This window comes from Vibrio fortis (assembly GCF_000695685.1).
Classification (GTDB): domain Bacteria; phylum Pseudomonadota; class Gammaproteobacteria; order Enterobacterales; family Vibrionaceae; genus Vibrio; species Vibrio fortis_A.
Map to the genome: position 1 here is coordinate 13,742 of NZ_JFFR01000024.1, position 25,669 is coordinate 39,410.

Annotated in this window: 31 protein-coding genes; 21 read left to right on the forward strand and 10 right to left on the reverse strand. The window is 43.2% G+C overall.

Annotation, left to right across the window (positions count from 1 at the left end; all coding sequences use genetic code 11):
* Positions 1 to 342: 342 nt before the first annotated feature.
* Positions 343 to 1,290 (reverse strand): AraC family transcriptional regulator, encoded by a 948-nt coding sequence (locus VFDL14_RS09260; protein WP_235201725.1) that lies wholly within the window; start codon positions 1,288 to 1,290, stop codon positions 343 to 345.
* Positions 1,291 to 1,453: 163 nt separating this feature from the next.
* On the opposite strand from VFDL14_RS09260, the gene VFDL14_RS09255 reads away from it, so the two are divergent.
* Both VFDL14_RS09255 and VFDL14_RS09250 read left to right on the forward strand, forming a co-directional pair.
* Positions 1,454 to 3,046 carry an alpha/beta hydrolase-fold protein gene (locus tag VFDL14_RS09255; RefSeq protein ID WP_032551780.1) on the forward strand — a complete coding sequence of 531 codons (1,593 nt, stop codon included), beginning with the start codon at positions 1,454 to 1,456 and terminating at the stop codon, positions 3,044 to 3,046.
* A gap of 21 nt (positions 3,047 to 3,067) precedes the next feature.
* Positions 3,068 to 5,050, forward strand: a complete 1,983-nt coding sequence (locus VFDL14_RS09250; RefSeq protein WP_032551781.1) for a TonB-dependent receptor domain-containing protein — start codon at positions 3,068 to 3,070, stop codon at positions 5,048 to 5,050.
* A gap of 150 nt (positions 5,051 to 5,200) precedes the next feature.
* Here the strand turns inward: VFDL14_RS09250 and VFDL14_RS09245 are convergent, their stop codons facing one another.
* From VFDL14_RS09245 to VFDL14_RS09230, 4 genes are all read right to left on the reverse strand, one after another.
* Positions 5,201 to 6,052 carry a dienelactone hydrolase family protein gene (locus VFDL14_RS09245; RefSeq protein WP_032551782.1) on the reverse strand — a complete coding sequence of 284 codons (852 nt, stop codon included), beginning with the start codon at positions 6,050 to 6,052 and terminating at the stop codon, positions 5,201 to 5,203.
* 162 nt (positions 6,053 to 6,214) lie between these two features.
* Positions 6,215 to 6,724, reverse strand: a complete 510-nt coding sequence (locus tag VFDL14_RS09240) for a hypothetical protein (protein WP_032551783.1) — start codon at positions 6,722 to 6,724, stop codon at positions 6,215 to 6,217.
* A 164-nt stretch (positions 6,725 to 6,888) separates the two neighbouring features.
* A complete protein-coding gene (locus VFDL14_RS09235) occupies positions 6,889 to 8,079 on the reverse strand; it encodes a hypothetical protein (protein ID WP_032551785.1) in 1,191 nt (396 codons plus the stop codon).
* Positions 8,080 to 8,260: 181 nt separating this feature from the next.
* Positions 8,261 to 9,814 (reverse strand): methyl-accepting chemotaxis protein, encoded by a 1,554-nt coding sequence (locus VFDL14_RS09230; RefSeq protein WP_032551786.1) that lies wholly within the window; start codon positions 9,812 to 9,814, stop codon positions 8,261 to 8,263.
* Between the two features lie 373 nt (positions 9,815 to 10,187).
* Between VFDL14_RS09230 and VFDL14_RS09225 the strand changes: the two genes are divergently transcribed.
* From VFDL14_RS09225 to VFDL14_RS09210, 4 genes are all read left to right on the forward strand, one after another.
* Positions 10,188 to 11,123, forward strand: a complete 936-nt coding sequence (locus VFDL14_RS09225) for an alpha/beta hydrolase (protein ID WP_032551787.1) — start codon at positions 10,188 to 10,190, stop codon at positions 11,121 to 11,123.
* An 8-nt stretch (positions 11,124 to 11,131) separates the two neighbouring features.
* The gene (locus VFDL14_RS09220) at positions 11,132 to 11,644 is read left to right on the forward strand and encodes a nuclear transport factor 2 family protein (RefSeq protein ID WP_032551788.1); all 513 of its coding nucleotides are present in this window, start codon (positions 11,132 to 11,134) and stop codon (positions 11,642 to 11,644) included.
* 174 nt (positions 11,645 to 11,818) lie between these two features.
* On the forward strand, positions 11,819 to 12,625 hold the full coding sequence (locus tag VFDL14_RS09215) for a hypothetical protein (protein WP_050487432.1): 807 nt from the start codon (positions 11,819 to 11,821) through the stop codon (positions 12,623 to 12,625).
* 152 nt (positions 12,626 to 12,777) lie between these two features.
* A complete protein-coding gene (locus tag VFDL14_RS09210; RefSeq protein WP_032551789.1) occupies positions 12,778 to 13,161 on the forward strand; it encodes a hypothetical protein in 384 nt (127 codons plus the stop codon).
* Between the two features lie 87 nt (positions 13,162 to 13,248).
* Here VFDL14_RS09210 and VFDL14_RS09205 read toward each other — a convergent pair whose 3' ends face one another.
* Complete coding sequence (locus VFDL14_RS09205; protein ID WP_032551790.1) at positions 13,249 to 13,632, reverse strand: winged helix-turn-helix transcriptional regulator; 384 nt, start codon at positions 13,630 to 13,632, stop codon at positions 13,249 to 13,251.
* A gap of 147 nt (positions 13,633 to 13,779) precedes the next feature.
* Here VFDL14_RS09205 and VFDL14_RS09200 point away from each other — a divergent pair, with 147 nt between their 5' ends.
* On the forward strand, positions 13,780 to 14,322 hold the full coding sequence (locus tag VFDL14_RS09200) for a nuclear transport factor 2 family protein (protein ID WP_032551791.1): 543 nt from the start codon (positions 13,780 to 13,782) through the stop codon (positions 14,320 to 14,322).
* A 93-nt stretch (positions 14,323 to 14,415) separates the two neighbouring features.
* Here the strand turns inward: VFDL14_RS09200 and VFDL14_RS09195 are convergent, their stop codons facing one another.
* Positions 14,416 to 15,051, reverse strand: coding sequence for a CatB-related O-acetyltransferase (locus VFDL14_RS09195; RefSeq protein ID WP_032551793.1), 636 nt, complete (start codon positions 15,049 to 15,051; stop codon positions 14,416 to 14,418).
* A gap of 468 nt (positions 15,052 to 15,519) precedes the next feature.
* Here VFDL14_RS09195 and VFDL14_RS09190 point away from each other — a divergent pair, with 468 nt between their 5' ends.
* The 11 genes from VFDL14_RS09190 to VFDL14_RS09140 all read left to right on the forward strand — a co-directional run bounded on the left by VFDL14_RS09190 (position 15,520) and on the right by VFDL14_RS09140 (position 22,245).
* Positions 15,520 to 16,731, forward strand: coding sequence for a YbfB/YjiJ family MFS transporter (locus tag VFDL14_RS09190; RefSeq protein ID WP_032551794.1), 1,212 nt, complete (start codon positions 15,520 to 15,522; stop codon positions 16,729 to 16,731).
* Positions 16,732 to 16,741: 10 nt separating this feature from the next.
* Positions 16,742 to 17,383 carry a glutathione S-transferase family protein gene (locus tag VFDL14_RS09185; protein WP_032551795.1) on the forward strand — a complete coding sequence of 214 codons (642 nt, stop codon included), beginning with the start codon at positions 16,742 to 16,744 and terminating at the stop codon, positions 17,381 to 17,383.
* A 195-nt stretch (positions 17,384 to 17,578) separates the two neighbouring features.
* Positions 17,579 to 18,064, forward strand: a complete 486-nt coding sequence (locus tag VFDL14_RS09180; RefSeq protein ID WP_032551810.1) for a DUF523 domain-containing protein — start codon at positions 17,579 to 17,581, stop codon at positions 18,062 to 18,064.
* 278 nt (positions 18,065 to 18,342) lie between these two features.
* Complete coding sequence (locus tag VFDL14_RS09175; RefSeq protein ID WP_032551796.1) at positions 18,343 to 18,834, forward strand: thioredoxin family protein; 492 nt, start codon at positions 18,343 to 18,345, stop codon at positions 18,832 to 18,834.
* A gap of 69 nt (positions 18,835 to 18,903) precedes the next feature.
* Complete coding sequence (locus tag VFDL14_RS09170; RefSeq protein WP_032551797.1) at positions 18,904 to 19,335, forward strand: hypothetical protein; 432 nt, start codon at positions 18,904 to 18,906, stop codon at positions 19,333 to 19,335.
* A 307-nt stretch (positions 19,336 to 19,642) separates the two neighbouring features.
* Complete coding sequence (locus VFDL14_RS09165; RefSeq protein ID WP_032551798.1) at positions 19,643 to 20,038, forward strand: hypothetical protein; 396 nt, start codon at positions 19,643 to 19,645, stop codon at positions 20,036 to 20,038.
* Between the two features lie 50 nt (positions 20,039 to 20,088).
* Complete coding sequence (locus tag VFDL14_RS09160; RefSeq protein ID WP_032551799.1) at positions 20,089 to 20,391, forward strand: hypothetical protein; 303 nt, start codon at positions 20,089 to 20,091, stop codon at positions 20,389 to 20,391.
* A gap of 93 nt (positions 20,392 to 20,484) precedes the next feature.
* Positions 20,485 to 20,967, forward strand: a complete 483-nt coding sequence (locus tag VFDL14_RS09155) for a hypothetical protein (protein WP_032551800.1) — start codon at positions 20,485 to 20,487, stop codon at positions 20,965 to 20,967.
* 124 nt (positions 20,968 to 21,091) lie between these two features.
* A complete protein-coding gene (locus VFDL14_RS09150; protein ID WP_032551801.1) occupies positions 21,092 to 21,370 on the forward strand; it encodes a hypothetical protein in 279 nt (92 codons plus the stop codon).
* A gap of 65 nt (positions 21,371 to 21,435) precedes the next feature.
* Positions 21,436 to 21,801, forward strand: coding sequence for a nucleotide pyrophosphohydrolase (locus VFDL14_RS09145; protein WP_032551802.1), 366 nt, complete (start codon positions 21,436 to 21,438; stop codon positions 21,799 to 21,801).
* Between the two features lie 45 nt (positions 21,802 to 21,846).
* A complete protein-coding gene (locus tag VFDL14_RS09140; protein WP_032551803.1) occupies positions 21,847 to 22,245 on the forward strand; it encodes an NUDIX hydrolase in 399 nt (132 codons plus the stop codon).
* A 76-nt stretch (positions 22,246 to 22,321) separates the two neighbouring features.
* Here the strand turns inward: VFDL14_RS09140 and VFDL14_RS24965 are convergent, their stop codons facing one another.
* Genes VFDL14_RS24965 through VFDL14_RS09130 form a run of 3 tightly spaced genes read right to left on the reverse strand, consistent with a single transcriptional unit; the run spans position 22,322 to position 23,748 of the window.
* The gene (locus VFDL14_RS24965) at positions 22,322 to 22,783 is read right to left on the reverse strand and encodes a hypothetical protein (RefSeq protein ID WP_235201727.1); all 462 of its coding nucleotides are present in this window, start codon (positions 22,781 to 22,783) and stop codon (positions 22,322 to 22,324) included.
* A 13-nt stretch (positions 22,784 to 22,796) separates the two neighbouring features.
* The gene (locus tag VFDL14_RS09135; protein ID WP_032551804.1) at positions 22,797 to 23,240 is read right to left on the reverse strand and encodes an ankyrin repeat domain-containing protein; all 444 of its coding nucleotides are present in this window, start codon (positions 23,238 to 23,240) and stop codon (positions 22,797 to 22,799) included.
* A 10-nt stretch (positions 23,241 to 23,250) separates the two neighbouring features.
* Positions 23,251 to 23,748 (reverse strand): nuclear transport factor 2 family protein, encoded by a 498-nt coding sequence (locus tag VFDL14_RS09130; RefSeq protein WP_050487433.1) that lies wholly within the window; start codon positions 23,746 to 23,748, stop codon positions 23,251 to 23,253.
* Between the two features lie 153 nt (positions 23,749 to 23,901).
* Between VFDL14_RS09130 and VFDL14_RS09125 the strand changes: the two genes are divergently transcribed.
* The 3 genes from VFDL14_RS09125 to VFDL14_RS09115 all read left to right on the forward strand — a co-directional run bounded on the left by VFDL14_RS09125 (position 23,902) and on the right by VFDL14_RS09115 (position 25,582).
* Positions 23,902 to 24,801, forward strand: coding sequence for a LysR family transcriptional regulator (locus tag VFDL14_RS09125; protein WP_032551805.1), 900 nt, complete (start codon positions 23,902 to 23,904; stop codon positions 24,799 to 24,801).
* A 252-nt stretch (positions 24,802 to 25,053) separates the two neighbouring features.
* Positions 25,054 to 25,302 (forward strand): type II toxin-antitoxin system Phd/YefM family antitoxin, encoded by a 249-nt coding sequence (locus tag VFDL14_RS09120; RefSeq protein WP_005377003.1) that lies wholly within the window; start codon positions 25,054 to 25,056, stop codon positions 25,300 to 25,302.
* Complete coding sequence (locus VFDL14_RS09115) at positions 25,292 to 25,582, forward strand: type II toxin-antitoxin system RelE family toxin (RefSeq protein WP_032551806.1); 291 nt, start codon at positions 25,292 to 25,294, stop codon at positions 25,580 to 25,582. The genes VFDL14_RS09120 and VFDL14_RS09115 overlap by 11 nt, the downstream gene beginning before the upstream one ends.
* The last annotated feature ends 87 nt before the right edge of the window (positions 25,583 to 25,669 follow it).

Here is a 25,669-nt window from a genome sequence, read left to right on the forward strand (position 1 = left end):
CTTTCCTTTTTCTTTGTCTGGAGACTTGTATCAATCAACGAGGGCATCAGCATCGACTTACTGTGCCAGCCTGCTCGCATTGCTAACATTACTTTCCAAAGGCACACCAAAGTATGAACGAGAAGCTAGCAACAGCATAAAGAATGATAATGAACTCAGTGATAAAACGAAAAAGCATGATGTTGTACAGGACATAAATAAGTGCCTTTCAGAGTCTTCTAACTTGGGGAAGTTCCAGAATTTTTCATACCTAAGACATTCGCATTAAATTAGACAAAACTTCGACATAAAAACTGACTCGCTTCAAACATTAATTAGCATTACATCAATAGAGATTCCAACCTAATCTCGTCTATTCACCGATTCAGCAGGCGGATAACCGAAGGCTTTCTTGTAGGCATTGGTGAAATTCGAAGGGTGGCGATAACCGGCGTAGTAGGCTACCTCGGTTATCGACGCTAAGCCTTGTTCAAGGTGCTTACGAGCAACCTCTAAGCGTCGGCGGCGTATATAACTTTTAAGACTACAACCAATCACTTCTTTGAACTTCCGTCTAAGATTTGATTCGCTTGTGTGTGCATACTCCGCTAACGCCTTAACAGAAAGGTCGCTATCGAGATTATCTTCAATATGGTTGATAAGACCATCAATGGAGCTCTTGGTGTTATCAGTTGTGATCGTCGACGCTTCTAGCAAAACAGGTTTTACAGCCATGTCACTGTTTGTGAGCTGCTCAAACACTTCTAAAACCAAGCTTTGAGTTAGCGACTCCAACTTAATTTTCTTAAATGTTTCGTTTCCATTATGCAGTTCAATAATCTTATCGATGATTTCACGTAAGTTCTCGTTGGAATAAAGATCAAAGTTAGCTAAGTGCTGTGAGATAAATTCGTCGACTCGACTGCCCGCCTCTACTCGCTCCTCAATCCAATCCTGCGGAATCAGTACTTTTAACTTAGCAACCTTATTCCCTTTCTGAACAGTACGTCTAAAAGTAGCAGGTTTTGCCAAGTTAACGACCAAGCCTTGGTAGCCATTTTTAGAGTCCATGTTGAAGTTCAAATCATCGTAACTGAAGTCAAGCTTACCGTCCGTTAGGATGATTAAAATCAGAGCCTTACGCGCTGTGGATATCACTTGATGATCTTTTAGCTCTGTTGTCGTTCCCCAATGCAGAGAGAAGCTTTCTTTAACCTTGCACGTATCCACATTCCCTTCCAGAAGTGGATCTGTCTCTGTGAACTGTTCAGACACCATTTGGTATTTCTCTTCAGTCTCAACCCAACGCACAAGGGCGCTTTTCCTAAAAGATGAAGATATTCGACTATTCATAAGTGCCTGCCAGTTTTCATAACAATCTAGTTACTTTGCATAACTCAAACTGCTGTTAGAGAGTGAAAAAGAAAATTACCATAAATGATAATTAATATCATTAACACCAATGGGATTTTTCATGAAATGGATTTTTCTCTTTTTTGCTCTTGTCACTCAGTTATCCAGTGCTCACGCAATGATCATTGACGCAAGCAAAGCACAAAACATCAAGTTCGACACCCACACACAACTATCTTTGAAGGTCGACAAACCTAGGTATTACCGTGGCTATATTCGTAGCCAGGAGTATATGGACCAAGTGATCGCGTTTAACTCTTCTGGCGACCCAATCAAGAAACTACTTAACGACCACTCTCGTGAAACCGAGATATTTTGGTACGTCGACGAAGCAGACACCTATCAAATAGAGGTGACAGCGGACAGCAACAAACCAATAAAGGTTGAGATGCAACTCAACCCGATGGCGTTAAAAAGCGATCAATATTTGTCGCCAGATCTGCCAATGCTTAGCCCGACCCTGTCTAAAACCGCCAGTGACATCAAGGGTGGTGTAAAAGATGCTGAAAAAAAGTTTTGGCAAGTCATTGAGTCACAGGGCGCGCCGCTGGTTGAATACCAAACGCTCAACAAAGCTATCGTTACCTTTTTATATAGGGGTGATGTCGACAATGTCCGTCTGTTAGGGGCTCCTTATGGCGGCCATGCTCAGATGAGCCAGATTGAAGGTAGTGACATCTGGTTTCACTCATTTGAAGTTCCAGATACAACACGCCTCTCATACCGAATTGCGCCCAATGTGCCGCAGTTATTAAAAGACGTGAATCGAGAGCAGAGAAAAGCGGTATTGGCGACCGCAGCACCCGATCCACTGAACCTACAGCCGACTTTTGGCTCAGATACCGGTCTCTTTGGTTCTGCATCTACGTTGACGCTGAATTACGCGTCGAGCGATCAGGTCGCAACCGAGCAAGAACAACCTAAAGGGCTGGTTAGCCACTTTTCTTACAGTGACTCGATGAGTGATGAAGAAAGAAAAATCAGTATCTATGAGCCGAACAAGGTTTACCCGCTAGATAAGGCTTCACCGTTACTGATTCTATTCGATGGCGATGCCTACCTAAATAAAGTACCGACACCAATTGTCATGGATAACTTGATTGCCGACAAAGCTATCCCACCAATGAGGGTCGTGTTTGTTAACCCACCAAGGCCAAGTTTGCGAGGGAAGGAACTCACACCCAATGAAACGTTCGCCAACATGTTGGCTAATGAGCTGATGCCATGGCTTTGTGAAACACAGTCTATATGCCCTACCGCAAAGAACACGGTGTTGTCTGGCTCGAGTTTTGGTGGCTTAGCATCGACTTATATTGCTTTGGAACACCCAGAACGTTTTGGCAAGGTGCTCAGTCAATCCGGCTCATTTTGGTGGAAACCACGAGGCGCCAAACAGCAATTGCCCAACCAGCAGAGTTGGATGAGCGAGTTGGCCGCAACCAAGAGCAAAATGGACATCCAATTCTATCTCAATGCCGGTGTATTTGAGACAGAGCCAAAGAACGCAAGTATCTATCAGACCAATAGAAACCTATTCGACACCTTAAAACAGAAAGGCTATCCGGTGACGTTTAAAAGCGTCGCGAGTGGTCATGACTACTATAGCTGGCGCGTGATGCTGGCAGATGGATTGACCACACTATTTAGTAAATAAGCACCAAGGATCCCTCAAGAAATGGAACAGATAAAAACAAAGAAACATCAATTAGCAGTAGCTATCGCTTTAGCAGGCTTCGTCTCGTTACCTTCAGTGGCAAGTGAACCAACACAACACACAGAAACTATGGTAGTAACGGCGAACCAATATGAAACATCGATAAAGAATGCGCCAGCATCAATCTCGGTGATCACACGTGAAGATATCGATAAGCTGCCTGCGACCGACATTTCGACAGCGCTTGAGAGCGTGGCTGGTGTACACGTTGCCAAAACAACAGGTGCAGAGCCAAGAATCATTATCCGTGGTCTACAGAATCAAAACTCGTCTAACGGTAACTACACTCTGTTTTTAATCAACGGACGTCGAATCAGCTCTAGTGAAACCGTGATCCGTGGTGCTTCATTCGATCTATCCAGTATCCCAATGAGCGCTATTGAACAGATCGAAGTCGTGAGAGGGCCAATGTCTTCGCTCTACGGTAGTGAGGCAATTGGGGGCGTGGTTAACGTAATCCTTAAACAAGCGTCAACAGAAACCAATGTTTCAGGCAGCCTGACTTACAGCATGCCCGCTGACAACGACGCCAATGCGCTATTGCCTAATGCTGGCGGTGAATTGAAGGCAGGTAATACATTTGTTAGCGGCTCAATCATTCCTGACATACTGACTTACACTGCAACCGTAGACATCAGTGATCAAGAAGCGTGGTTCCCAGATAATGCTGGCGAGAACTTTTCTCCGCAGACAGAACAGAAAAGAAACGTGTTCAGAGGCTCTTTGAACTGGTTTATCACAGATAGAGACGACATCTACCTTGATGTGTCGTACTCCAAAGATGAACGTGTAGAGAACAGCTACTTCAGCAGCGTGAACATGTTAGCAACCAGCTATTACGATGGAAAAAAACTGACCAGTACTTTAGGCCATGTGCGCAGTTGGGATTGGGGTGAATCGGACACCAGTTATTTCTATGAAACAGCACAGGTGAACGAAAACAACTTCCACCCATTGGTTGATGAAGCAGAACTGAACCAAGACAACCACACCGTAGATTCAAGATTTGTTGTCGACCACTTTGACAGTCAGGTTTTATCTCTTGGTGCACAAGTCTCTTATACCAGCGTCGAGAACCAACGCGACTATTCGAGCTCTCGCTCAGTGACACAAAGTGCCGTCTATCTTCAAGATGAGTATTTTGTGACGGATGATTTCGCAGCAACATTAAGCGGCCGTCTCACGCACAACAACCAATTTGGCAATGACTTCAGCCCACGAGTCTACTTTGTCTACAACGGTATTGATAACGTCACCCTAAAAGGCGGTTACGGTGAAGGCTTTAAGTCACCAACACTGTTCCAATCGTCGGAAGACTTCTCTCTTGTGAGTTGTGGTGGCCGATGTACGCTTGTTGGTAACCCAGATCTTAAGCCACAAACATCGAAAACATACGAGTTATCTGCCATGTACTCTGGCGTCGATGGTTATGTGCAAGCTACAGGTTTCTTCAATGATGTTAAAAACCTGATTGACCGTGACTTAACGCCTTTCTTCAATGGAACATCCACCATCATTCAATACGAAAACGTCGATAAGGTTGAAACAAAAGGTGTTGAACTGGAAGGTAGCTATGAGTTCTCAACAAGCTGGTCGCTTACAGCCAATGCAACCTACACCGATGCCGTTAATAAAGTCGACGATGAAGACATCGCCTACACTCCAGAGTGGTTAGCAAACGCAAATCTGAACTGGCTGGCAACACGCGACTTATCCTTCTTTACTGGCCTTAACTACACCGGCAAGCAAAAAGATGGTAGCGACAATAACCTCGACGCCTACACGGTTGTATCATTAGGCGGTGCATATGCGCTCAACGAGAACTTCACGTTCCGCGCTGGTGTAACTAACGTGACGGATGAACGTTTAGACCAATCAACACAAGCCTATGAAGAGACAGAAATGGGCCGCACATACTACGTGAAGGTCGATTTCGACTTCTAGCGACGAAGTAACAACTTTTTAGCTTAATAATCCTTTCAATAAAACTAACCCCGTCATTACGCGGGGTTAGATATTCGCTGAGAGCACATCAATACTTTTAGCTAAACGCTGCGACTCCATAGTGTTCTTTCATGTCAGAGCTACAACATGTTACCGCGTCACGACCATATCTGCTTCAACTAGGTATTGGTCCACCACTTCTGACCATAGGTAGTAGTACTTGTAGAAGATGTCATGCCCCGATGCTCCACTACCGAGTTGGTAGAACTTAAAATCGATATTGCCACCAGCGCTCTCATAAGACTCGGCTAAGGTTTTGATGGACTCATCCGAATAAAATGGGTCATTGTGCCCGTAGATAAACAGCGTTGGTGTATCGAGTTTGCTTGCCGCCCGTTTGAAAATAGCTACATTGGGTGACACACCTTGTTTGATGCAAGAATCGTCCACCCAACCACCAGCAAAATTAATCACCCCAGTAAAGGCATCTGGATGTTCTGAGGCATACTTCAACGACAGAACCCCGCCTCTCGAGTTACCCGCTAACATAACCTTTTCTTTATCGACCCACGGTTGATTTAAGATGAACTGATACGATGCATCGAGAGACTCAATCGCATACTCTATGCCCTCACGAATCCCTTTACCCTCGCACGTGTATTGCTCTTTATAGCTACCCTCTGAACCACCTCGACCTCTTCTCATCGGTATCACGAGTGCGATTTTTTTATCATTTAGATATTTTCCAAAACCCCACGGATTGACCGTTTGTTTCGCGTATTCTTTGTCGCCACCTGTCGAACCGTGGTTAAAGATAACCACTGGAAAAGGACCCTCGCCCTGCGGCTTATAAAGAGTTGCTTCTAAAGCAATGTCGCTGTCCCATAGCAGGCCTTTATCCTTCATTGGGATTTGAATACTCTGACCATAATCAGCGGCAATAACACCTGAGGATAGACTTAAACAAGCTAGGCTTAAAACAAACAGACGATTTGTAAACATGGTGGACACTCGATAGTTAACGTATTGTTTTTAAGAGTAACTATCGATAGGCGCGCAGTTTGTGATCGGTGCTGATTTTTACAACACCGGAACGTAGATATTAGATATGTTAGTGAGTTAAGTTATTGAGTAGCATTACGCTTTATCTATTCATTGAAGACGTTAATCTTCAGAAATCTGCAGACAGATCGCCTCAAGCGTTACGAACAGCACAGACTCAGATGGCTTACTTACAACAAGTTGCCAACTCACCTCGTCAGCTTGTTGCGATTTTATCATCAATTTACCACTACTTTTGGCCCTATTCAGCTGTTCTAAACTTCCTTGCCAAGAGAAAGACACATTCCCTGACAACACAGCGTAACTTGGAGGGCAATTCGCAGTTATCACATGCGAGTTGATTCCGTCCCCTAGTGTTTCCGTGCGTTTGGGAGTTAGCTCAATATCAATTCCTTTGTTCGAAACATTTTTTAAATCAATCCCTTGCTCGTCAAAAAATGTAAGAGCCCTATCAACTTGAGCGCTGCCAACAACGAGAGGAGCCGCTGGATCATACTGCTTGATATGTTCTTCGACCCAGTCTTTAACTTGTGTGCGACTACTCGGTTGCGAGGTAGAAGCGCATGATGTAAGCACGAGAGTAAAGCATAAAGCTATTATTCGAATAAGCATGGTATTCCTTTGCAATAGTAAGTCCTATATCACTCCCGAAACCAAAGAATTTACCACAACTAAAGGGAGTAACTTGTTTAGCCTTATGCTACCACTTGAACTATTTTTATACTGCAGTTCCTCTGCATCATTGTGTACAGTTTTGTAGCTCAAGTGTTCAATTGTCATAACTCCCAAAGCTCATCGGAAAACTGAATTTTTTCGATGTTAATTAATACGTTCATCCCGTCACGATCGGTAAGCATGTCATTCAATTGAATCTTTCCTTCTCCTAAATCGTGGATGTGGTACTCACTTCGTGCACCGTGAACAATAACCGTATTGATTCCAGTATTGCCCGTCAAACGATTGTCATGACCATTGAGTTCTATATTTGTATCCTTGCTTCCGGTCAGAGTCAGCTTGGTGAGATATTGAGCGTGATGTGTATATGGCACAGTAGCGTCATAGCGCATTTTGAAAGTACCGGTGAAGGTATCAGCAATGTACGCGTCATAGGTTAATGTTGGCGAGAAAATCTGTTCGGTTATGTAGAGGGCGTTGGGATCTTCTGTGGAGAAATCACTTCGAGTCTTAACATTGTACAGGTCCCACATGCCTTTTCCACTGTATGCCCCCCAAAGGCCATAGTAGCTATCGATGATGGCAGCAAAGTACTCTTGGTCCACACTGACTTCTTGCTGCCACTCTTTCAGCGTATCTTCCGGTGGCGTGTAAGATTGATTTAACGCTTGCTTCTGAATGGTATTAAATTCTCGTTGGAACTCAGGCAGTGCTGTTACCCCTCCCTCAGGAGCATTGAGTACACCAATACCATAGTCATGCACGAGATGGAGAATCTCTTCATAGGAGGCATCTCGATGATCTTCATAATCTTGTCGAACATACCAATCGCCGCCTTCGACCTGAATTTCCTCTTCGAATAGTGGCTGTCCATCGAGATCATCATTATATCTGGGCTCATCGTGATAGTTCATCAACTTCAAAATAGCCCCGTTATTCGCCATAGCATTAGCAATATCACGCTTAGAATCCTTATCGCCATATTTGGTCCCTGCAACTGGGGTTAGATAATGATTCAATACGTTCACTGCTTTGACGATCTGATACTCACTCAGTCGGTCCATGATTAAGATATGAATCGACTTACCATTCGGGGCTTTCACTGCAACGTATCGGTTGTAGCCCGCTTTAGAATAGTCGGAGAATTGCGATGGAACGGCCTCAATCGATATGCCGTGAACTTGGGATGCAATACCAGTAGTTGGCTGGGATGTTGACTTACTTTGACTCGAACTGTTACAGCCGGAAAGTAAAACCGCCGTGGTCACGGCGGCTAACGGTAGAATTTTCATGCGACACCTCATTACGCTCAACGAGGTATCAATGTACGAGAAAAGACCGAGCCTATAAGTGATGACAATAGCTATAAGACATTCCCATACAATCTCTTACAACAGTCTCTCTCCTACAACAATCCTCTCTTAGAGTACCTTTCACTTAGGCCAAGCACTCAGTACATAATGGTACGTAGCTCTACACTTTAAACTTATCAATAGCGAGCGTTAGGTCAGTCGCTTGACTCGCGACTACCGTTGCAGATTGAGCATTTTCAGAAACCGCCCCAACGTTCACGCACGTTAAGTCTCGAATCGTATTCACGTTACGCGCGATCTCTTCAGATACACTGCTCTGTTGTTCCACAGCCAATGCGATCTGTGTACTGCTATCCAAGATGTGTTTCATCTCTTCCATAATCGCTTTGATATGACTCAGTGCCTGCTCAGACATGTGAACACTGTCAGCACCTTTGTGGCTACAAGACTGGATTGTCGATACCACGGTTTGGGTTTGTTGTTGTACCGCGGTGATGATCTCAGAAATCTCTGCCGTCGAGCGTTGTGTTTTGCCAGCCAGTGTTCTCACTTCATCGGCAACAACCGCAAAACCACGCCCCTGCTCTCCAGCTCTCGCCGCTTCTATCGCAGCATTCAACGCCAGTAAGTTCGTTTGCTCGGCTATCTCGCCAATAACATTCAATACAGAACTAATTTGGTCTGACAGCGCAACCAGATGATTCACTTCATCACTCGCACTCGATAAATCGCTAGATAGTTCAGTGATTGTATCGCGTGTTTCAACAATTTCATTAAAGCCCAATTGCGCATTGTCATAGCTTCGTTGAGTGTTATCAGCCGCACTCTCCGTAGTGTTCGCCACCTCTTTAATTGACTCACCCATTTCAGTGACAGCAGCGGCAACACCATCGGTTTCCAGTTGCTGACGATTCAATGCATTTTCTGTATCAACACTGCTCTGTTGCAGTTGAGTCGATGCAGCGCCAAGTTCACTCACACTTCCTTGAACGCGTGAGATAAGTCCTTGGACGCTCTCTAGAAGGATGTTTAGCTGACCCGCCATTTCTGAGATCTCATCATTACGATCAGTGTTAGCTTTCATGGTTAGATCGTGAGTATTCGCAATTGTCAGCATCATTTGGCTTAGCTGGCGAATATTACCCTGAATGTTTTGAATCAAGATGTAGGAACCAAAGATGAGCATACCTGTAACCAACAGAACAGATAACATAATAAAGCGCTCAATGCTTTTCTGCTCTTGCGCTAACTCGGTATTTAGAGTCGATTCGATACCATGGAAGATCGTGAAGATTTCGGTAATTAAGGTTTTCATCTCTGAGTGCATTTCCGCATCAACGCTTAAATCGGTGTCACGATTGGCCACCGTAGTCTCAACGTCTTTGCGATAAAGCGTGATCTTTTGACGCAACAATGAGAGCTCCGAAACGTTGATACCTAGCTCATCTAAGTCGTTCGTCAGTAATCCAGACAGCATTTGAAAGTCTGAATACTCACTTTTGAATACATCTAATTTTGAGGTCGCAAATGAATCAGACAGATCTCGTTGAATCCGATCCATTTGTAAAAGAGACACTTCCATCTCTTTTACTTCAATTAAAGTCTTCTCTAATTTTAGAAGTTTTAGGTTAGCCAATTCGGTAATGGTAACAATGGCAATCAATGCGAGAATAGAAAGGCCAGTTAAGCCAAACAGCTTTGTTTTTATAGTCATGTTGTGTCTCAAAGTCGCAAGCGTTCAATAACTACTTATTATTTATAAGGATTTTGGACGCTTTGTAACATTTTGTTACCGCAATGTCACCTATACATTCACATGAACACAAAATTTATATCAATTCATTAATATAAAGAATGGCATTCACCGTCATTAAGCGAACAATAAAACCGTCTTATTCGAGCATTGATTTAGTATTTAACTCACGCAAATATCCCACCAATCGCGCAATTTTCTACAAAACAAAACTCAATTTTCTTCAATATCTCTCGCCGCCTTTTGACTAAATTATCAAACATTTTAGAGGTGCTTATTACAGCAAAGAGCACTGTTTTAAATGGAACCACGAAACAATAGAGTGAGACGTATCATGATGAAAAAAGCTTTAGTTACAGCAATTGCAAGTACAGTATTCGCTTCTAGCTCCTATGCAGACACTATCGTAAAACACACCACGCTAAAAACAGATGTAGGTAACCTTGCCGCTAACATCTATCTCCCTGATGACGTTGAGAACCCACCAGTCGTCGTTGTTACCGGAGCCTGGACAACAGTAAAAGAGCAAATGCCAGCGACTTACGCGGAACACCTAGCAGAGCAAGGTTATGCCGCAATCACTTTTGATTTCCGAGGATGGGGTGAGTCAAAAGATAAACTGATAGAGCTGGAAGATCCGCAACGTAAAATTGCAGACATCAAAGCCGTTTTCGCATCTTTAGACCAAGTTAAAGGCATTGATGCATCAAAAGCATACGGCTTGGGTATCTGTGCATCATCAGGGTACATGCTTGATGCCGTGTTGGGTAACGAGGATGTAATCGCAGCTGCCGCCGTCGCACCTTGGTTGCACGATCGCACAATTGTAGATGCTATCTATGGCGGTGCTGATTCTGTAGCAAATCTAATCCAAACAGGTATTTCAGCTTTAACTAGCGATGAGCCACAAATCATCGAAGGTGCGAGCCTAACCAACCCAAATGCACTGATGTACAACGTGCCTTACTACACTGAAAAAGACCGCGGACTCATCCCAGAATGGGACAACGCATTTAACTTAGGCTCATGGGCTGGTTGGTTAACCTACGATGCTCACGCAACTGCGGCACAACAAGATAAGCCTGTTCTGCTCGTTGCTTCAGAAGCAATGGCTATCCCAGCGGGTACTCACGGTTATTTAGATAAAGCGGGCGACAACGTTCAAGCCGTATGGTTAGAAAACGTATCTCAGTTCGACTTCTATGATGTTGAAGAAGATGTTCAAGCATCAACAGACGCTGTTGTTCAATTTTTTGACCGCAAGCTTTAGGAGTCGTTATGCTACGTAAAACTTTAACACTGGCACTAAGTGTCGCAGCGTTAAGCGCTCATGCTGGCGAGTTGACTCGCGATGAAGCGAAAATAGCGCAAACTGCCAAGAGCATGGCAACACTCGCAGATCGAAACCTATTCGATGCCCTAGAGCAAATCTTCACGCCGACGGTTGTCGTTGACTACACTTCTGCATTCGGAGGCGAGGTTTCAATGGTTAAGCGTGAAGACTTAATGAATAATTGGGAAGCACTGCTGCCAGGCTTTGATGTCACTTACCACGATCTAACGAACATCAATATTGAGCAAACTGGCAACAAAGCCGAAGTCAATGCGGACATCGTGGCAAGTCACTATATCGGTAAAGACGGTTTTTGGCAGATTTCAGGGTCGTACACCTTTGAAATGAAGAAAACGGATTCTGATTGGCAAATTTACTCCCTGACTCTTAACGCCGGTGATGAAATCGGTTCTAGAGAAGTGCTAGGGCAAGCGATTGAAGCCGCAAAGGCCAAATAGTTATTCAGAAATACCAACACCCCCAAAAAATACCCTGAACATAATGCCAGGGTATTTTTCTTTGTATGCGCCGCATACGACACTACATGACATAACCATACAGACTGATACTTGAAGCAAGAGAGGTGGAAGTAAAAACTAGTAAGGAACAAGTATTCAAGATAGGAATTTGTTATGAACCACACCATTTTTCTAGGTTTATTGTGCATCGCGTTAAACGGATGCAGCCTAGATTCAGAACCCCAACACCTCTCTAATGAAACCGTTGCGACAAAGACAGTGTCTAACGATGGCTTATCGGTTTCTTTGCATTTCAAAGGAAAGGTAAATACTGATAATGACCAATTGGAATGGAACGAAACCTCACAAGAGCCCTACATAGCAGCAGCCAACAAGTGGTTATCTGTATTAAAAGGAATCGAAGGGAAAGAGCATCACCATGTTGATATCAACGTGTATGTTGAGCCTCTCGATAATGCCAATGGTATGGCTGGTCCAGAGGAGGATGAAAAAGTAGGCCCATATTACTTTCCGCTGTCCGGCGAAATCATTATTGGCTCTCACACTTATCAGATCGGATTCGATCAAAAAGAGTTTAACGCAAACATCGTACATGAAATGGGTCACGTTTTCGGCGTTGGCTCTTATTCCTATGACTACACACATTACGATGAGAATCAAAAAGGCAATGTATTCAGTGTCTATAACAGCGAATCTCTGAAAAGATACAATGAGCTGTACAACATGGCTTTAACGGCGTTACCGATTAGTGATGATGGTGGTCATTTATATGATTATGTCTGGCAAGGGGATAAAAAGCGTGTATTGGGTGATTCAAAAAACAGTGACGCCAAAACCATCGCTCCGATGACTCAAGAAGTGATGAGCAATGGGTTCACCCTTGGGGTCATATCTGTCGCACTTTTGGATGATATCGGCTACATCGTCGACTATTCACAGGTCACTTCTTACGCTCCATAACCGGATTTCAATCACGAACAGTTGATGCGGTTAAGCTATTTATTCCGAAGTGATTCTTTGAATAAATATTATATGAAAAGCGTTATTTATTTTGTTGTCACGATACTTTAGACTGCCTTTAAAAGTTGTAAAAAATGAAACAAGGACAGACGATGAGCTCAACACAAATTTTAGACCAAGCATTGATCGAAAGCGGTCGCGATATCCCACTAACAGAGCTCCTTTTCGCTAAGCGAGTACTGGATAATTACCTAGCAGTAGCGAAAGAAACCAGCCCAACAGAACTGCTTGTCGAGATGCGCGAAGCAGCTAAGGGTGTTGAATACTTCAAAACAGAATCAAACCCGTGTGAAGCACGAAATGTGATTAGCAAAATGTTTGAAGCTATCGAAGATGCTCTTTCATTCGAAGACTTCAAGACCATCGCATCTAAGCCGCAACAAGCACTGCATGAACTTATCGAAGATAGAGCCCAACTCATCAAACATGAGCGAGGCCTACTACTCGCTGCAGGCTACGACTTGTCTCGCGTATAAACATCAAAGGCCACTATTCAGTGGCCTTTATTCTTTCAACATCAAATTGGTTTCAATAGAAAAGCTATTTCGCCTTTGTCACCGTTGCTATGCATTCTCTGTATCGTAGCGATCTCGCGCTTTCTTGATATTGTCTTGGTTATCTCCAGCCCATACCACCAGTTGATAGAGAGGTTTTACGATCTCTTTACCCATATCCGTCAGGCAGTATTCAACCTTAACTGGCACTTCCGGATAGACGGTGCGATTCACATAACCATCGCGCTCGAGATCCCTCAGCGTTTGCGTCAGCATTCGTTGTGAGATGCCTTCAATTCTCGATTTCAGAGAGTTAAATCGGTCTTCCCCATCCACCAGCGCAAACAAGATCAGCAACGACCATTTATCACCGATATGTGCAACCACGTTTCGAATTGGGCAATCTTCATTGTTATGAAAAATACGTCTGTCTGACTTTGGTTTCGCCATCATTTACTCCAGTTTAGGAAGGTGAACTCTTGTCTATAGGTTACCAAAATGTGCCTAGGGCATGTTTCGGTGCGTTCTTGTACGGTAGGTTACTATTAATTACTATGGTTATCAATGTATACCTAATCAAGAAAAACAACGGAGTGAACCATGTTTAAAGCACTGACCTCATTTATCCTGTTACTGGCAAGCACGACCGCTTTCGCGCAGGCTTCAGATAAAATCATCATCGACTTACCTTCATTACAAAAATCAAACTGGTCTGAGCAAGAGCTAAACAATGCGAAGATCATTACTGACTTCGTTCAGAACCTGATGAATAACCATGACTTTGATTATGTTCTAACTCATTACAATGACAGTTCATACATCCAACACAACCGAAACCTACCCGATAAAATCACAGGTCTAGTTGCCTTTCTACAAGAGTTCGTTGAGGAGTACCCAGACTATACCTACGACGTAAAACACATCTACGTTGATGGTGATTACGTTATTTTCCACTCTCACGCGACATTAAACGCAGAAGACAGAGGGAACGACGAGAAAGGGATGAACATTATTGATAAGTGGCGCTTGGAAGATGGAAGAATTGTAGAGCATTGGGATTCAATCCAAGCACTGGATTTTTCGATGAGACTATATTCGCTTATCAGTGGTGGAGATATCGCGAACTCAAATGGGGTTTTCTAAACAAAGAACAGCTCAACCTTTGATATTTATATAACGAAATTATCGTCGATATACCGTTTAGAGCAGCACTCACCATGAGTGCCGCTCGTCAAGTTAGTGGTTCTGATCGAAATCTTGAATTGCTTGTTTTAGTTGATGGATATCGTCGGCACACAGATACCTTTTTAACGCATTGAACTTGGCTTCGGGCCAATCGTAAATATTCAAAGCCACGAGCTCTTCGACTATGGATGGTTCAAAACGATATTTGATGTGCTTGGCTGGAGAGCCAGCAACAATGCTGTATGGCGCGATATCTTTAGTTACCACACTATTGGCAGCCACCACCGCGCCCTCGCCAATCGTGACACCAGGCATGATCATCGCTCTCATACCAAGCCATGCCCCATCTTCAATGTGCGTATCGCCTTTACCTACATAAGACTCTTCAATGTAATCCATAAACGGGTACAGACAGAACCAGTCAACTCGATGTGTGTGGTTGCCACCCATTAAGATAACAACTTCCGCACCAATACAGACGTAGTCGCCGATGTGTAGCTTGTCGATTTCCCAACGAGGCTCCCACTGACGGCTAATTTCATCACCATGCAAGTAACGCACAACCGATGACTCAAACCCGTTATCCCAGCAATCGCTGTAGTAACTGTGCGTACCCTTGATGGTTATGTTGGGGTTGGTATTTACCTCGTGCAAATACTGCACTTTCGACCAATGCTTCTTATCCATTATTTCACCTTAAATTCATGTTGATTTAAAAACTCTAAATTTCTAATAACGAATTCGTCAGTGGATGCGTGGTTGCTTTAGCAGAGGATTAAGTAGCATGTGAAAGCTCTATCAATGGAGGAGCGGCGATAGTATCACAGTGCAACCAAGACCTTAATCACGGAACCTTAGTTCGCAAATAAGCTGCTCTAGCCTCAGATCAACACTCTATTTCAACCCTCCATTTTCAACTCGTATTGTTAGACTTTAGTCTAATAGGATTATCTGGCATTAAATTATCAATTTAAACATAGAGTTATAGCCCTTCTTAGCCACCGTAATCAGCTCAACGCTGAAATCAAACGTTCACAGCATAAAAACAAAATGTGCTCCTACCTTGTCAATAACGTTTTTGCCACTAAAGCCCAACTGCACTGTGTTAGGGTTACTGTCACAATCTAACCCCATGCATCAAAGTATCGAGCCAGAATGACGGACAATGCCCATTTCATAAATCGTAATAGCCTAGCTGGGCTCGCGGCCACTTTGGTCGGCGTCGGTATCGGTCGATTCGCGTATATCGCTTTAATGCCCGCATTAATACAGCATGGATGGTTCAATCAAGATCAAGCGGCCTACTTGGGCGTTTCCACTCTTATTGGTTACCTTCTAGGTGCACCGTTAGCCAGCTACCTACTCCGATTTTTTAGTTCAGGTCACCTTGTGCGAACAGCGATGGTCATTAGTACTTTGAGCTACTTCGCTTGTGCTTTTGAACAAGCCCCTATTACTTGGTTTTACATATGGAGAACCTTGGCTGGCACAATGGGGGCGCTATTGATGATTCTCGCGCCACCAATGATCCTAAGGAAAGTCTCGCCACAAACCAAAAGTCGAACCAGTAGCGTGGTCTTCTCTGGCCTGGGGATTGGCGCCATGTTGTCAGGCACTTTGATTCCAATACTAATTAGCGCCAACGTCACGTCGACTTGGCTCGGTATGGGGGTCATTACCCTCATAGCGACACTATTAAGTTGGAATGCTTGGGAAACAGCACCCTCTTCCTCAAGCGCAAGCTACATCAAAGCGTCTTTCCATCAATTAAGCACCTCTCAGCGCCATTGCGTGTTGTTCGTTTTTATCGCCTACACGTTCGATGCCATTGGCTACCTACCCCATACTTTGTTTTGGGTCGACTACATCGTAAGAGATATAGGTATGCCCTTTGGTGCTGGAGGATTTTTCTGGGCTGCATTTGGGGTGGGAGCCGCTGTCGGCCCTATGTTGATTGGCATGTTCGCAGACAAACAAGGAATAAAACTCACCCTGTGTATCGCTTTTTTGTGCAAGGCAATTGGCGTTGGACTTCCGTTAATCAGCATCCACCCTAGCGCTCTGTTTATATCATCGATTTTGGTCGGAATGTTCACGCCAGTCACTGTGATGCTTGTTTCGACTTATACATTGGAGTGTGTTGGCTATGAGCTGCACACTAAAGCTTGGGGATTAATGACACTTTCTTTTGCACTGTCACAAGGTGTTGGAGGCTTTTTGATGGCCTATCTATTAAGCCAAGGCGCAACCTACGCTCAGCTGTTTTTAGTGTCTACGTTAGCACTGATCATTGCTGCGCTTTGTATTTCGCTCACGTCTACACGGGCTCAAGTCGAGTCACCATCCCCAATCAAAAATCGCCATTAAAGGACTAATGATGAAACTCTATCTCAATGACACATCCCCCTTTTCGCGTGCTGTAGTCGCGACAGCTCTCCTCACGAAAAGCTCTTCTTTATCCCTCGAATGGGTCGACCCTTGGGCATCCCCTGCAGAGCTAGTAGACGCAAACCCGTTTTGTTTGATACCAACATTAGTCACCACAGAAGGTATCACCCTTTCCGAGAGCCTATGTATTTGCCAACATCTAATCGAAGTCAGCCAGTCTGAAGATCTAACATCTATCGAATATCAAAGCGTTGATCAGGTCAGTCAGTTAGGCTTTGCAAAAACACTGATGGAGATTGCGTTTAGAAGCGCTGCATTAAAGCGCTACACCGACGAGTCGAACGAGCTAATTACACGCGGCGAAACAGGAATGGCAGTGGCCTTGGAAAAGTTAAACCAGCAGCTAAGTGTCGAAGGCATCAAATCCTATCTGCAACCCAACCTTGCCAACTTATACCTTCACGTTGCATTGGATTACGTTCAGTTCCGTCATAGCGCCATCTTTAACGCCGTTGAGAACAATAACATTTCAGAGCTTATGCAGCTCTCACCTTTCGTTGGGGTACTCAATGTTATTGATCTCGAAACTCTAGCTACGCAACCCAGTTTCGAGTCGCTTATAAACCGATAACGCACGCGTCTTGGGTTCGCGATTCACAACCTTTCATTCCTCCCATCATAAACAAGGCACAACTATTTGTTTATGTTGAGTAAATATTAGTATGATTGCGTCAAATAAGGATAAAAAAACTACAAGAGTTGTTGTTTCCATTCGTTGATTAAAGAGACTCAAGTAGCCTTCGGTAACGTCAGTGAGGAGTTCTGGGTGGAAAAAGTTTTAGTCAGTTCATGTTTAATGGGGAACAAAGTTCGATACAACGCAAGTTGCTTGTCCATACATGCAGCAGATTTGGAATGGCTTATATCAAACCTAGAGCTCATCATTTTTTGCCCAGAAGTATCGGCGGGACTCGCAACACCCAGACCACCAGCTGAAATCATTGCAGGGAAAGGTATTGATGTACTAGATGGTTTGGCGAGCGTTATCGGCGACGATGGCATTGATGTTACCGCTCAGTTTGTAGCTGGTGCTGAGAATGCCTTGAAGCTATGTCAAAAGCAGAAAATCAAGTATGCGGTGCTAGCAGAAGGCAGTCCATCCTGTGGTAGCTCTAATATTTACGACGGTACCTTTAGCGGAACCAAAATCGATGGTTCAGGAGTCACCGCTACTTTGTTAGAGAATAATGGCATCAGGGTGTTCAGTCAGCATACGATAGCCGACCTTCGTACTATGCTTGGCAAAAACTGATATCCAATTGTGTAGCAACGATTCCTAACTCTTGATTCTAACGTTTACCGTTCGGGTTAAGACTTTCTTCACTGAACCATTGGAATGAGCAATATCCCACCTCTTTTCATTCATGCTTCAAATTATTTCTATAATCTATTGTTTTTTATAAACAAAAATCAGTAAGATTCCTAGAACTATCAAGCAGATTCCCAAAGTTGCTTTCATAGCTCATGTATCCCAAATGGAAATGAGCCAATAAGCCTTCTACACATTGAGTTGAATAATTTAGAATAATAATGAAAACGTATAAAAAAATATTTTGCCTTCTTCTTGCCGTTTTTAGCTGTAACGCATTCTCATTTAGTGAACAGCCATACAATCAAGGATATTCTCCTGAAAGAGATCCATTTTCTGATTTCGAGTTGGCTGTTAAAGATGCCCAAAAAAACAATACAACTGTACTCTTGATTCTTGGCGGTGACTGGTGCATATGGTGTCATAAATTAAGTTCCTTTATGAAAAAGGAAGACTCTGTACGAGAACGTTGGGATGAAACTTTTACAACAATGAAAGTCAATGTCAGTGAAGAAAACTACAACGATGAGTTTTTAAGTTATCTTCCCGAACCTCAGGGTTACCCGTTTTTCGTGATGATTAACGTAGAACGTGAAATTGTAGGAAAAAAAGATACTGGTGGCTTAGAAAGCATGTGGGGAGGATATTCTGTTAGTGAGTTTAATCAATTTATTGAACGATGGTCCGATTATAACAACAGTGTCATAGAGTAACCTATGAGTTTTCGCAAACGCATACATAAGATAATCTTTCTCATTTTGACTTCATTTCCAGGAGCAGCTATGCCTGAAGGTTTGTTTTTAAACTCATACAATGAAGTGTCCGAGCGGTATGCAGTTCTCGATGAGTTTAACCTATCTGGAGTCCTTTACTTAACGAAACCAAAGTCTCAAGAACCGATACGAGACGCAGTAGCATACATACAGTACGAACCTCTTTCACAGAAAGCTTGCAGACAAAAAGTAGTGGTTGGTGAACCACCTACATTACATAAAGGGCAAGTTTCTAAAATCGCCATTATTGAAAAAGCATCAGAGCAAGATTTTAGCTTCCTATGGTCTACTGATGGTAACTCGGTCGCTTTACTATACAGAAGTGAACCAATTGCTTTCGTTACTCAGAGTAAAAAATACGGTTTTAGTAAGGCCGTCGTATCAGACTCACCCGTTGTTTCTGCTTGGGATTCAACGCTATTTGTACAGTTGTTTGAGTAAAATCAGTAGTTCTGGAATGTGACGGTGTTGAGTGGGACGATATTATATTTGTTATGGAACAATCCCATAAAAGTTAACTTATAAAGAACTTTCGCAATCAGACAAACAACGCGTCATTTGCTTAGGTATACCTGACGTATACAAATACATGAGCCCGGATTAGTAGAGATATTCAAAAGAAAAGCTCTTCAATACCATTAACATCACGAGACCTAAACAAGATTCACAGCGCTTGGCATTATCAATTGTTTAGCTAAGTAGTAATACCGTCCGCTACTCAACTAGGCGGTACAAGCATGAGGTATAAATGCGTAATTTGAGATTGATTTTATTATTCTTATTACCTGTCATCATAGTCGGTAATGAGTACTACCCACGCTATAAAGAAAAGCAACAGATAGAAGAACTGAAGACGCAATTCCAAGAACTTTTGTTTGAAGAGGATAAGAAAGTAAGAGTCAGGTCCTTAAGAATCGAAGACAACATCATTGCTCTACGGGTTAATATTTCGAACGTAGACCTAAATGATAAGAGCAAGGCTATGATGGCCCGAAACTCTCAGAAATCGTTACCTAAAAAAATATGTAGTAGCGTGGGATTAAGATCTTGGCTAGCAGAAGGTAAGTGGATTTCGATTGACGTTACCGCTAATGGGACTAAACCAATAACAAACGTTCAGATTACCCATGACAGATGTAAGTAATAAGCTAATGGACTGAGACCTCAAACTAGTGTTATGTAAAAAGGAACTGCATGATTTCGACTATCATTTTATGCCTATATTTGCTGTCTTTCTTCCCCTTACTTTCATCGACGAGACAATTCTATGAAACTTGGGTTGATGACGAATTCCATCACTGGGAACGTTGGGGAGCTCCTAATCCAGGAGTTTTCTATTTGGGAATGGTAATTTTCTACTTTCCGGTCATTTTTGGAAAAGAGTGTGAAAACCTTGGCAACAAGAAACTACTGGCAAAAAGAAAGGACGTACGATTCTTTATTCTTATCCATGTGCTTTTGCTTCTGGCATCCCAATTACAAGGTGGGGCGCGTTAGTGACATAACAGGGCTAAATAACGTTTCATTACCTTAGTTGGTATTGCTCGCTCTTTAATCAGACATAAAACAACAACATGAAAAGGAATGTTCATGATAAAGATTTTAGCTAAAGCGCTAACGGCATTGTTCATCACTTTAGTGATTGGCGCAGTTGGTATGGGGATTTTGGCATTCTACGGAATGGGCAAATCCGCAGAGCAAGATGTCATTGCTCAGACATACATAAAGAAGGTCGTGCTTAGCTTTGATACTAACGATTTAAGTGAGTTCAAAGGGTTTCTTCATCCTCAAATTGTAGCGAATTTGGAGACGAGTGAGGGTGACAAATTTATCAATTTGATCAGTACATTAGGGCCAATAAAAGCAATTGAAGACCCAAAGTGGATATCTTCTAAGTCAACGCTATCAACATCTGATGGGCAATATCAGTTCTCTAATTATGAAGTGCAAGCAACTTTTGAGAACGGCCAAGGGTTAATCAAGCTCTCGACAATTCCAAACGGGGATGGATACCTTGTGACAAATTTCCAAGTGTTCTCTGATTATTTTTCGACACTTCAATACTCTCAATGAACGGAGCTTACGACAGCGCTGGATTAAGCTATAAATAACTTCATTCAAAAGATTCAGTGCGCATGGCATTTTAACTCGCATGGCTTTGCGTTTTAGAAGTAAAAATCACCAAAGGAACTAAAAAGTGAACAGTAAAAAGTTTGATAGTTGGGGAAAGTTGCGAGAGAAAGGATGCTTAAAGTGGTTGTTACAATCGACTTTGACAGCAGGTTTCGTATATTCCGCCTTGAATGTGGCGCTGTTTTACCCATCTTCAGACGCTCACAGTCTTAGCCAGTTCCTCTCTGAGAATGCGCCTAACTACATCTTCTATACGATCGGCATGTTCTTTGCGGTTTGGGGAATTTGGCTGTACTCCGAATCTTCATATCAAAAAGAAGCCAAGCGCAGAAATAGAGCTTAATTGCTATAAAACAAACCAAAACGCTATTACTCCGATAGAGGCGTTTCCCGAGTGAGAGAAATAAAATGAGCAAATCCATCTATATCGCTGGCAGCTTTAAAAACCTAGAGAAGATGCAAGCTATCCATAAAATATTGGCTGATGCTGGTATTAAAACAACCATCTCTAACCCTCTCCAAAGTAATGGTATTGACGGTTGTTTACAGCGTATTCGAGAGGCAGACATTACTTACATCCTTAACTTTGATGGTTACGTAGGAAAGAGCGTCGCTATGGACATTGGCTATGCCCTAGGCCTTGGAAAATCCGTTTGCGCGTTAGAGGCTATTGAAGACCCTGATATAACCCACTTACTAACTCGAGTAGCCACTCCAGATGAGGTCATCCGTGAGTTGCTTGAAGGTGATCAAGAACAGCACGTCATAACTTAGCAACCGCACCGAAAATTACGTTAGCACCCAGAAGGAATTGTGACTTTGAAAACCCACGAATGTATCTCTTTCATTATGTTAGATGGGAACAAAATACTGTTAGAGAAACGAAGCAAGGACAAAGAGACCGATCCGGGCTTAATCACTATTCCCGGAGGACATATCGAAGATGGTGAGACCCAAGTGCAAGCTTTGATGCGAGAAGTGAAAGAGGAGCTTGATGTCACGCCGACCAACTACCAATATTTATGCTCGCTCTACCACCCCACACAAGAACTGCAGCTCATACACTATTTTATCGTCACTAGCTGGAATGGTGAAATTAAACCTTATGAAGCAGAAGGTATTGAGTGGCATGCTTTGGAATCAGCCGCCGTTGAAATAGCGGCTGATGCCGTAGCTTTAAAAGAGTTTAAGCGCATTAATGCATTTCTTTGGGTTTAACGATTCTATTATGAACGCAAAGAAGCATTGGGGTTTCCAGCCACTTACTCACTAAACTTGGTGGAGCAATGCATCATCAATCTTTAACAACTGCCGTGTAATGCTCGATGATCGGGTGAGTGTATTCGTCAGTTTCGTACATGATCCATTGCTGCTCAACAATAACATCAGTAAAAGAGCCATCTTTAAAGGCCCCTCTCCAACGAACGTCGAAGCAAGCTTTGTATTTACCATTATCCAGGTAAGAAACCTCTATACTTTTGATGTCATGGTCATCCGACAGCAATCGTTCATGAATCCAGCGGTGCCACTCTAAAAATTCCTGACGAGAACAGATTTTGTAGTCAGGAAAATCAACCTGGACATGCTCATCAACGAGTAGCGCAAAAGCTTCAGCGGGCACGCGGTCTTTACCAACTGTTGCTCGTTCATACATAGAGAATACACGATGAACAAAGCTCTTGATGTCATTCTTGGTAAACTTGCGCTCACTAAAATGTTGGATGAGCCTGTCATATTCTGACGTTTTACATTCCATTGTCATCACCAACCTACTTCTCAATACTCTTTAAGTAAGCAACGATATCGGATTTATTCTCGTCGATGGCCTTCTCAAGTGGCGTATTGCCATCCAAACCTTCAATCGTAATATCACCGCCATTCGCCACCAAGATTTTCAATGCTGGCAGGTTGTTCCCCCACACCGCATCGTGCAAAGGCGTGTAACCGTTTCTTGGACCGACCGCATTCACATCAAATCCCGCGTCTATGAGAAGCTCAACGATTCGAGTGTTATCTTGGAACATTGCTGCGTGCAACGCTGTGCCGCCGTAAGAATCTCGCGCATCGGGATCTGGATTGGTTTTCAACAGCTCAATCACTTTAGCTTCATTACCATGGTAAGCAGCAAGATGAATCGTGTCAGCGCAGAACACCTGAAATGCCGCCCCCATTGCAACGGCAAATACAGAAAAAAGAACCGCTAGCTTTTTCATAATAGTCTCCTTACTCGACGACTGTCGCTTCTAACTTAGCTAGTTTTAAAGCGTCGCCAACACGAATAACTTCAAGCTCTTGGTGAACCATCATGTCGAACTTCTCTTTAGTTTTTGACGTTGCTTGCCAACGAACGTCATAAGAAACCGTCCAACCAGACGCCTGATCACCTTGCACATGCATACTAGCGATGTCGTGGCTGTTCCAAATGATGTTATCTGTCACACCTTGATACCAAGCTAAGAATGCTTCTACAGAATTAATAGGCGTTCCCGGGTATTGCATGTTTACTGGTTGTGCAATGCGATTGACGAAGTAACCTGACTCTCGCTGTTGGTCAAATGCAGCAAACCACTGATAAACAAAACTTTTAACATCATTATTGCTCATCTCATAACGTGCTTTTGCATCGTAAGTTGGACTGAGTGTGTTGAGGTCATTATTGGCGTGAGCGGCTGATATTGCGATCAGGAAACTAAAAATTAGTGTGGTAAGTTGTTTTAACATAGTGATGACGTGCCCTATCAATAACTGGTGAATTAAAGAGTCGCACTTTAAGGTAGGTTAAACGGACTCTGTTGCATGATTAAGTCCATTATTGACGAGTTTTATCATAACCTATGGCCTGACATTAATTACTTTATAAATAACTAAAAGTTAATGAAATCGATTCCTACACAGCTGCCAGTCTTCATACAAGTCGCTAAGCTCGGAAGCTTTGCAAAGGCTGCGAGAGAGCTTGGTATATCTGCACCTGCAGTGAGTAAAGCCATTGGAAAGTTAGAGCAAGAGTCGCAAACCAAACTGTTTCTGCGTTCTTCTCACTCTTTGAGCCTAACCCCAGCGGGCGAGCAGCTTTACGCCAGCCTGTCTCCCTCTATAAGTTCGATTCAAAATGTCATCAGCCAACTCACCGATGACCCTTCCCACATATCAGGAAAGATCAAAGTTAACCTACCTGCGAGTTCGATCGGTCAAGACATCATCCTGCCTATAATCATAGACTTTATGAACCTTTACCCAGATGTGGTTTGCGATTTAAGCTTTGATGATAAGAACGTAAGCTTAGTTGAAGAAGGTTTTGACCTTGGCGTCGGCGTGTCGATCAACGAGGACTCACGCTTAATAGGAAGGCCCATTCTACAAACTGAAATTGGGCTCTATGCTTCCAAAAACTACATCCAACAATTTGGTGCCCCTCGTTCTCTAGACGATTTAAAGAATCATAAATGCATACCGGTTCGTTCCATCACGACGGGAAAAATGCACAAGTGGCGCTTAAAGCTCGATGATCATGCCATGCTTCATGAGCCTCAGGGTAATCTCGTCGTTAACAACTTTTCGGCCGCAAAAGAAGCCGTGATTATGGGTGCTGGTATCGCTTGTTTAGGGAACTGGATGTTTGAAGAAGCCACCAAGCAAGGAAAAATAGCTCCCTTACTTGAAGAGTGCTGGGGAGAACCAATCCCCGTGTGGCTCTACTACTCATCTCGAGAGTATTTGCCATCACAAGTACGACTGCTCATCGATTTCATTATAGATAGAACAAATCGTAACTAAGTAGCCCCAATAACCGAGGGAGTAACGATCGGGATCTGTATGGAAAGATGGTGGAAATGCTTAATTCGAGATGCATAACGTTCTTTCAAGGGATGAGCAACGTAATACCGAAGCTTCCGCTTACCACCTTAAACATTAAACGCTGCGCATAGTAAAAATGCCAAGCGTTGCGAATCACTCTTAAGCAACTTGTTATACCACTTGCTTGAGGCTAAAATGACCAAAATAAAGACCACTTAAGAGACCGATTATATGACCACTAGAATTTTAGCCGATGTTGCTGCAAGCATTACTGAGTTGAAAGCTAACCCTATGAAAGTTGCAACTAGTGCTTACGGCGAACCTGTTGCTGTATTAAACCGAAATGAACCAGCATTTTATTGCGTGCCTGCCGAAGCGTACGAAATGATGATGGACAGACTCGAAGATCTTGAACTACTAGCTATCGCTAAAGAGCGTGAATCTGAAGAGAGCATTTCGGTAAATATTGATGACCTATAAACTCGACTTTAAAAAGAGTGCACTCAAAGAGTGGAAAAAGCTTGGCTCTACTCTACGACAACAATTTAAGAAAAAACTAATCGAGCGCTTAGATAACCCACACGTTCCGGCTTCAAAGCTTTCTGGAGCTGACAACATGTATAAAATTAAGCTACGTCAATCGGGCTACCGTCTCGTCTACAAAGTTGAAGACGATGTCATCATTGTAACCGTCTTAGCAGTTGGAAAACGCGAACGTAGCGATGTTTACCGTAACGCCATGAAAAGGTTAGACGATTGATTGCGGTATAACGAATGACATGGATTCCCCCTACCGAGGATCTGCCACACTTATGTGGTACTTAAATGCATCGGAGGCACCATGTCT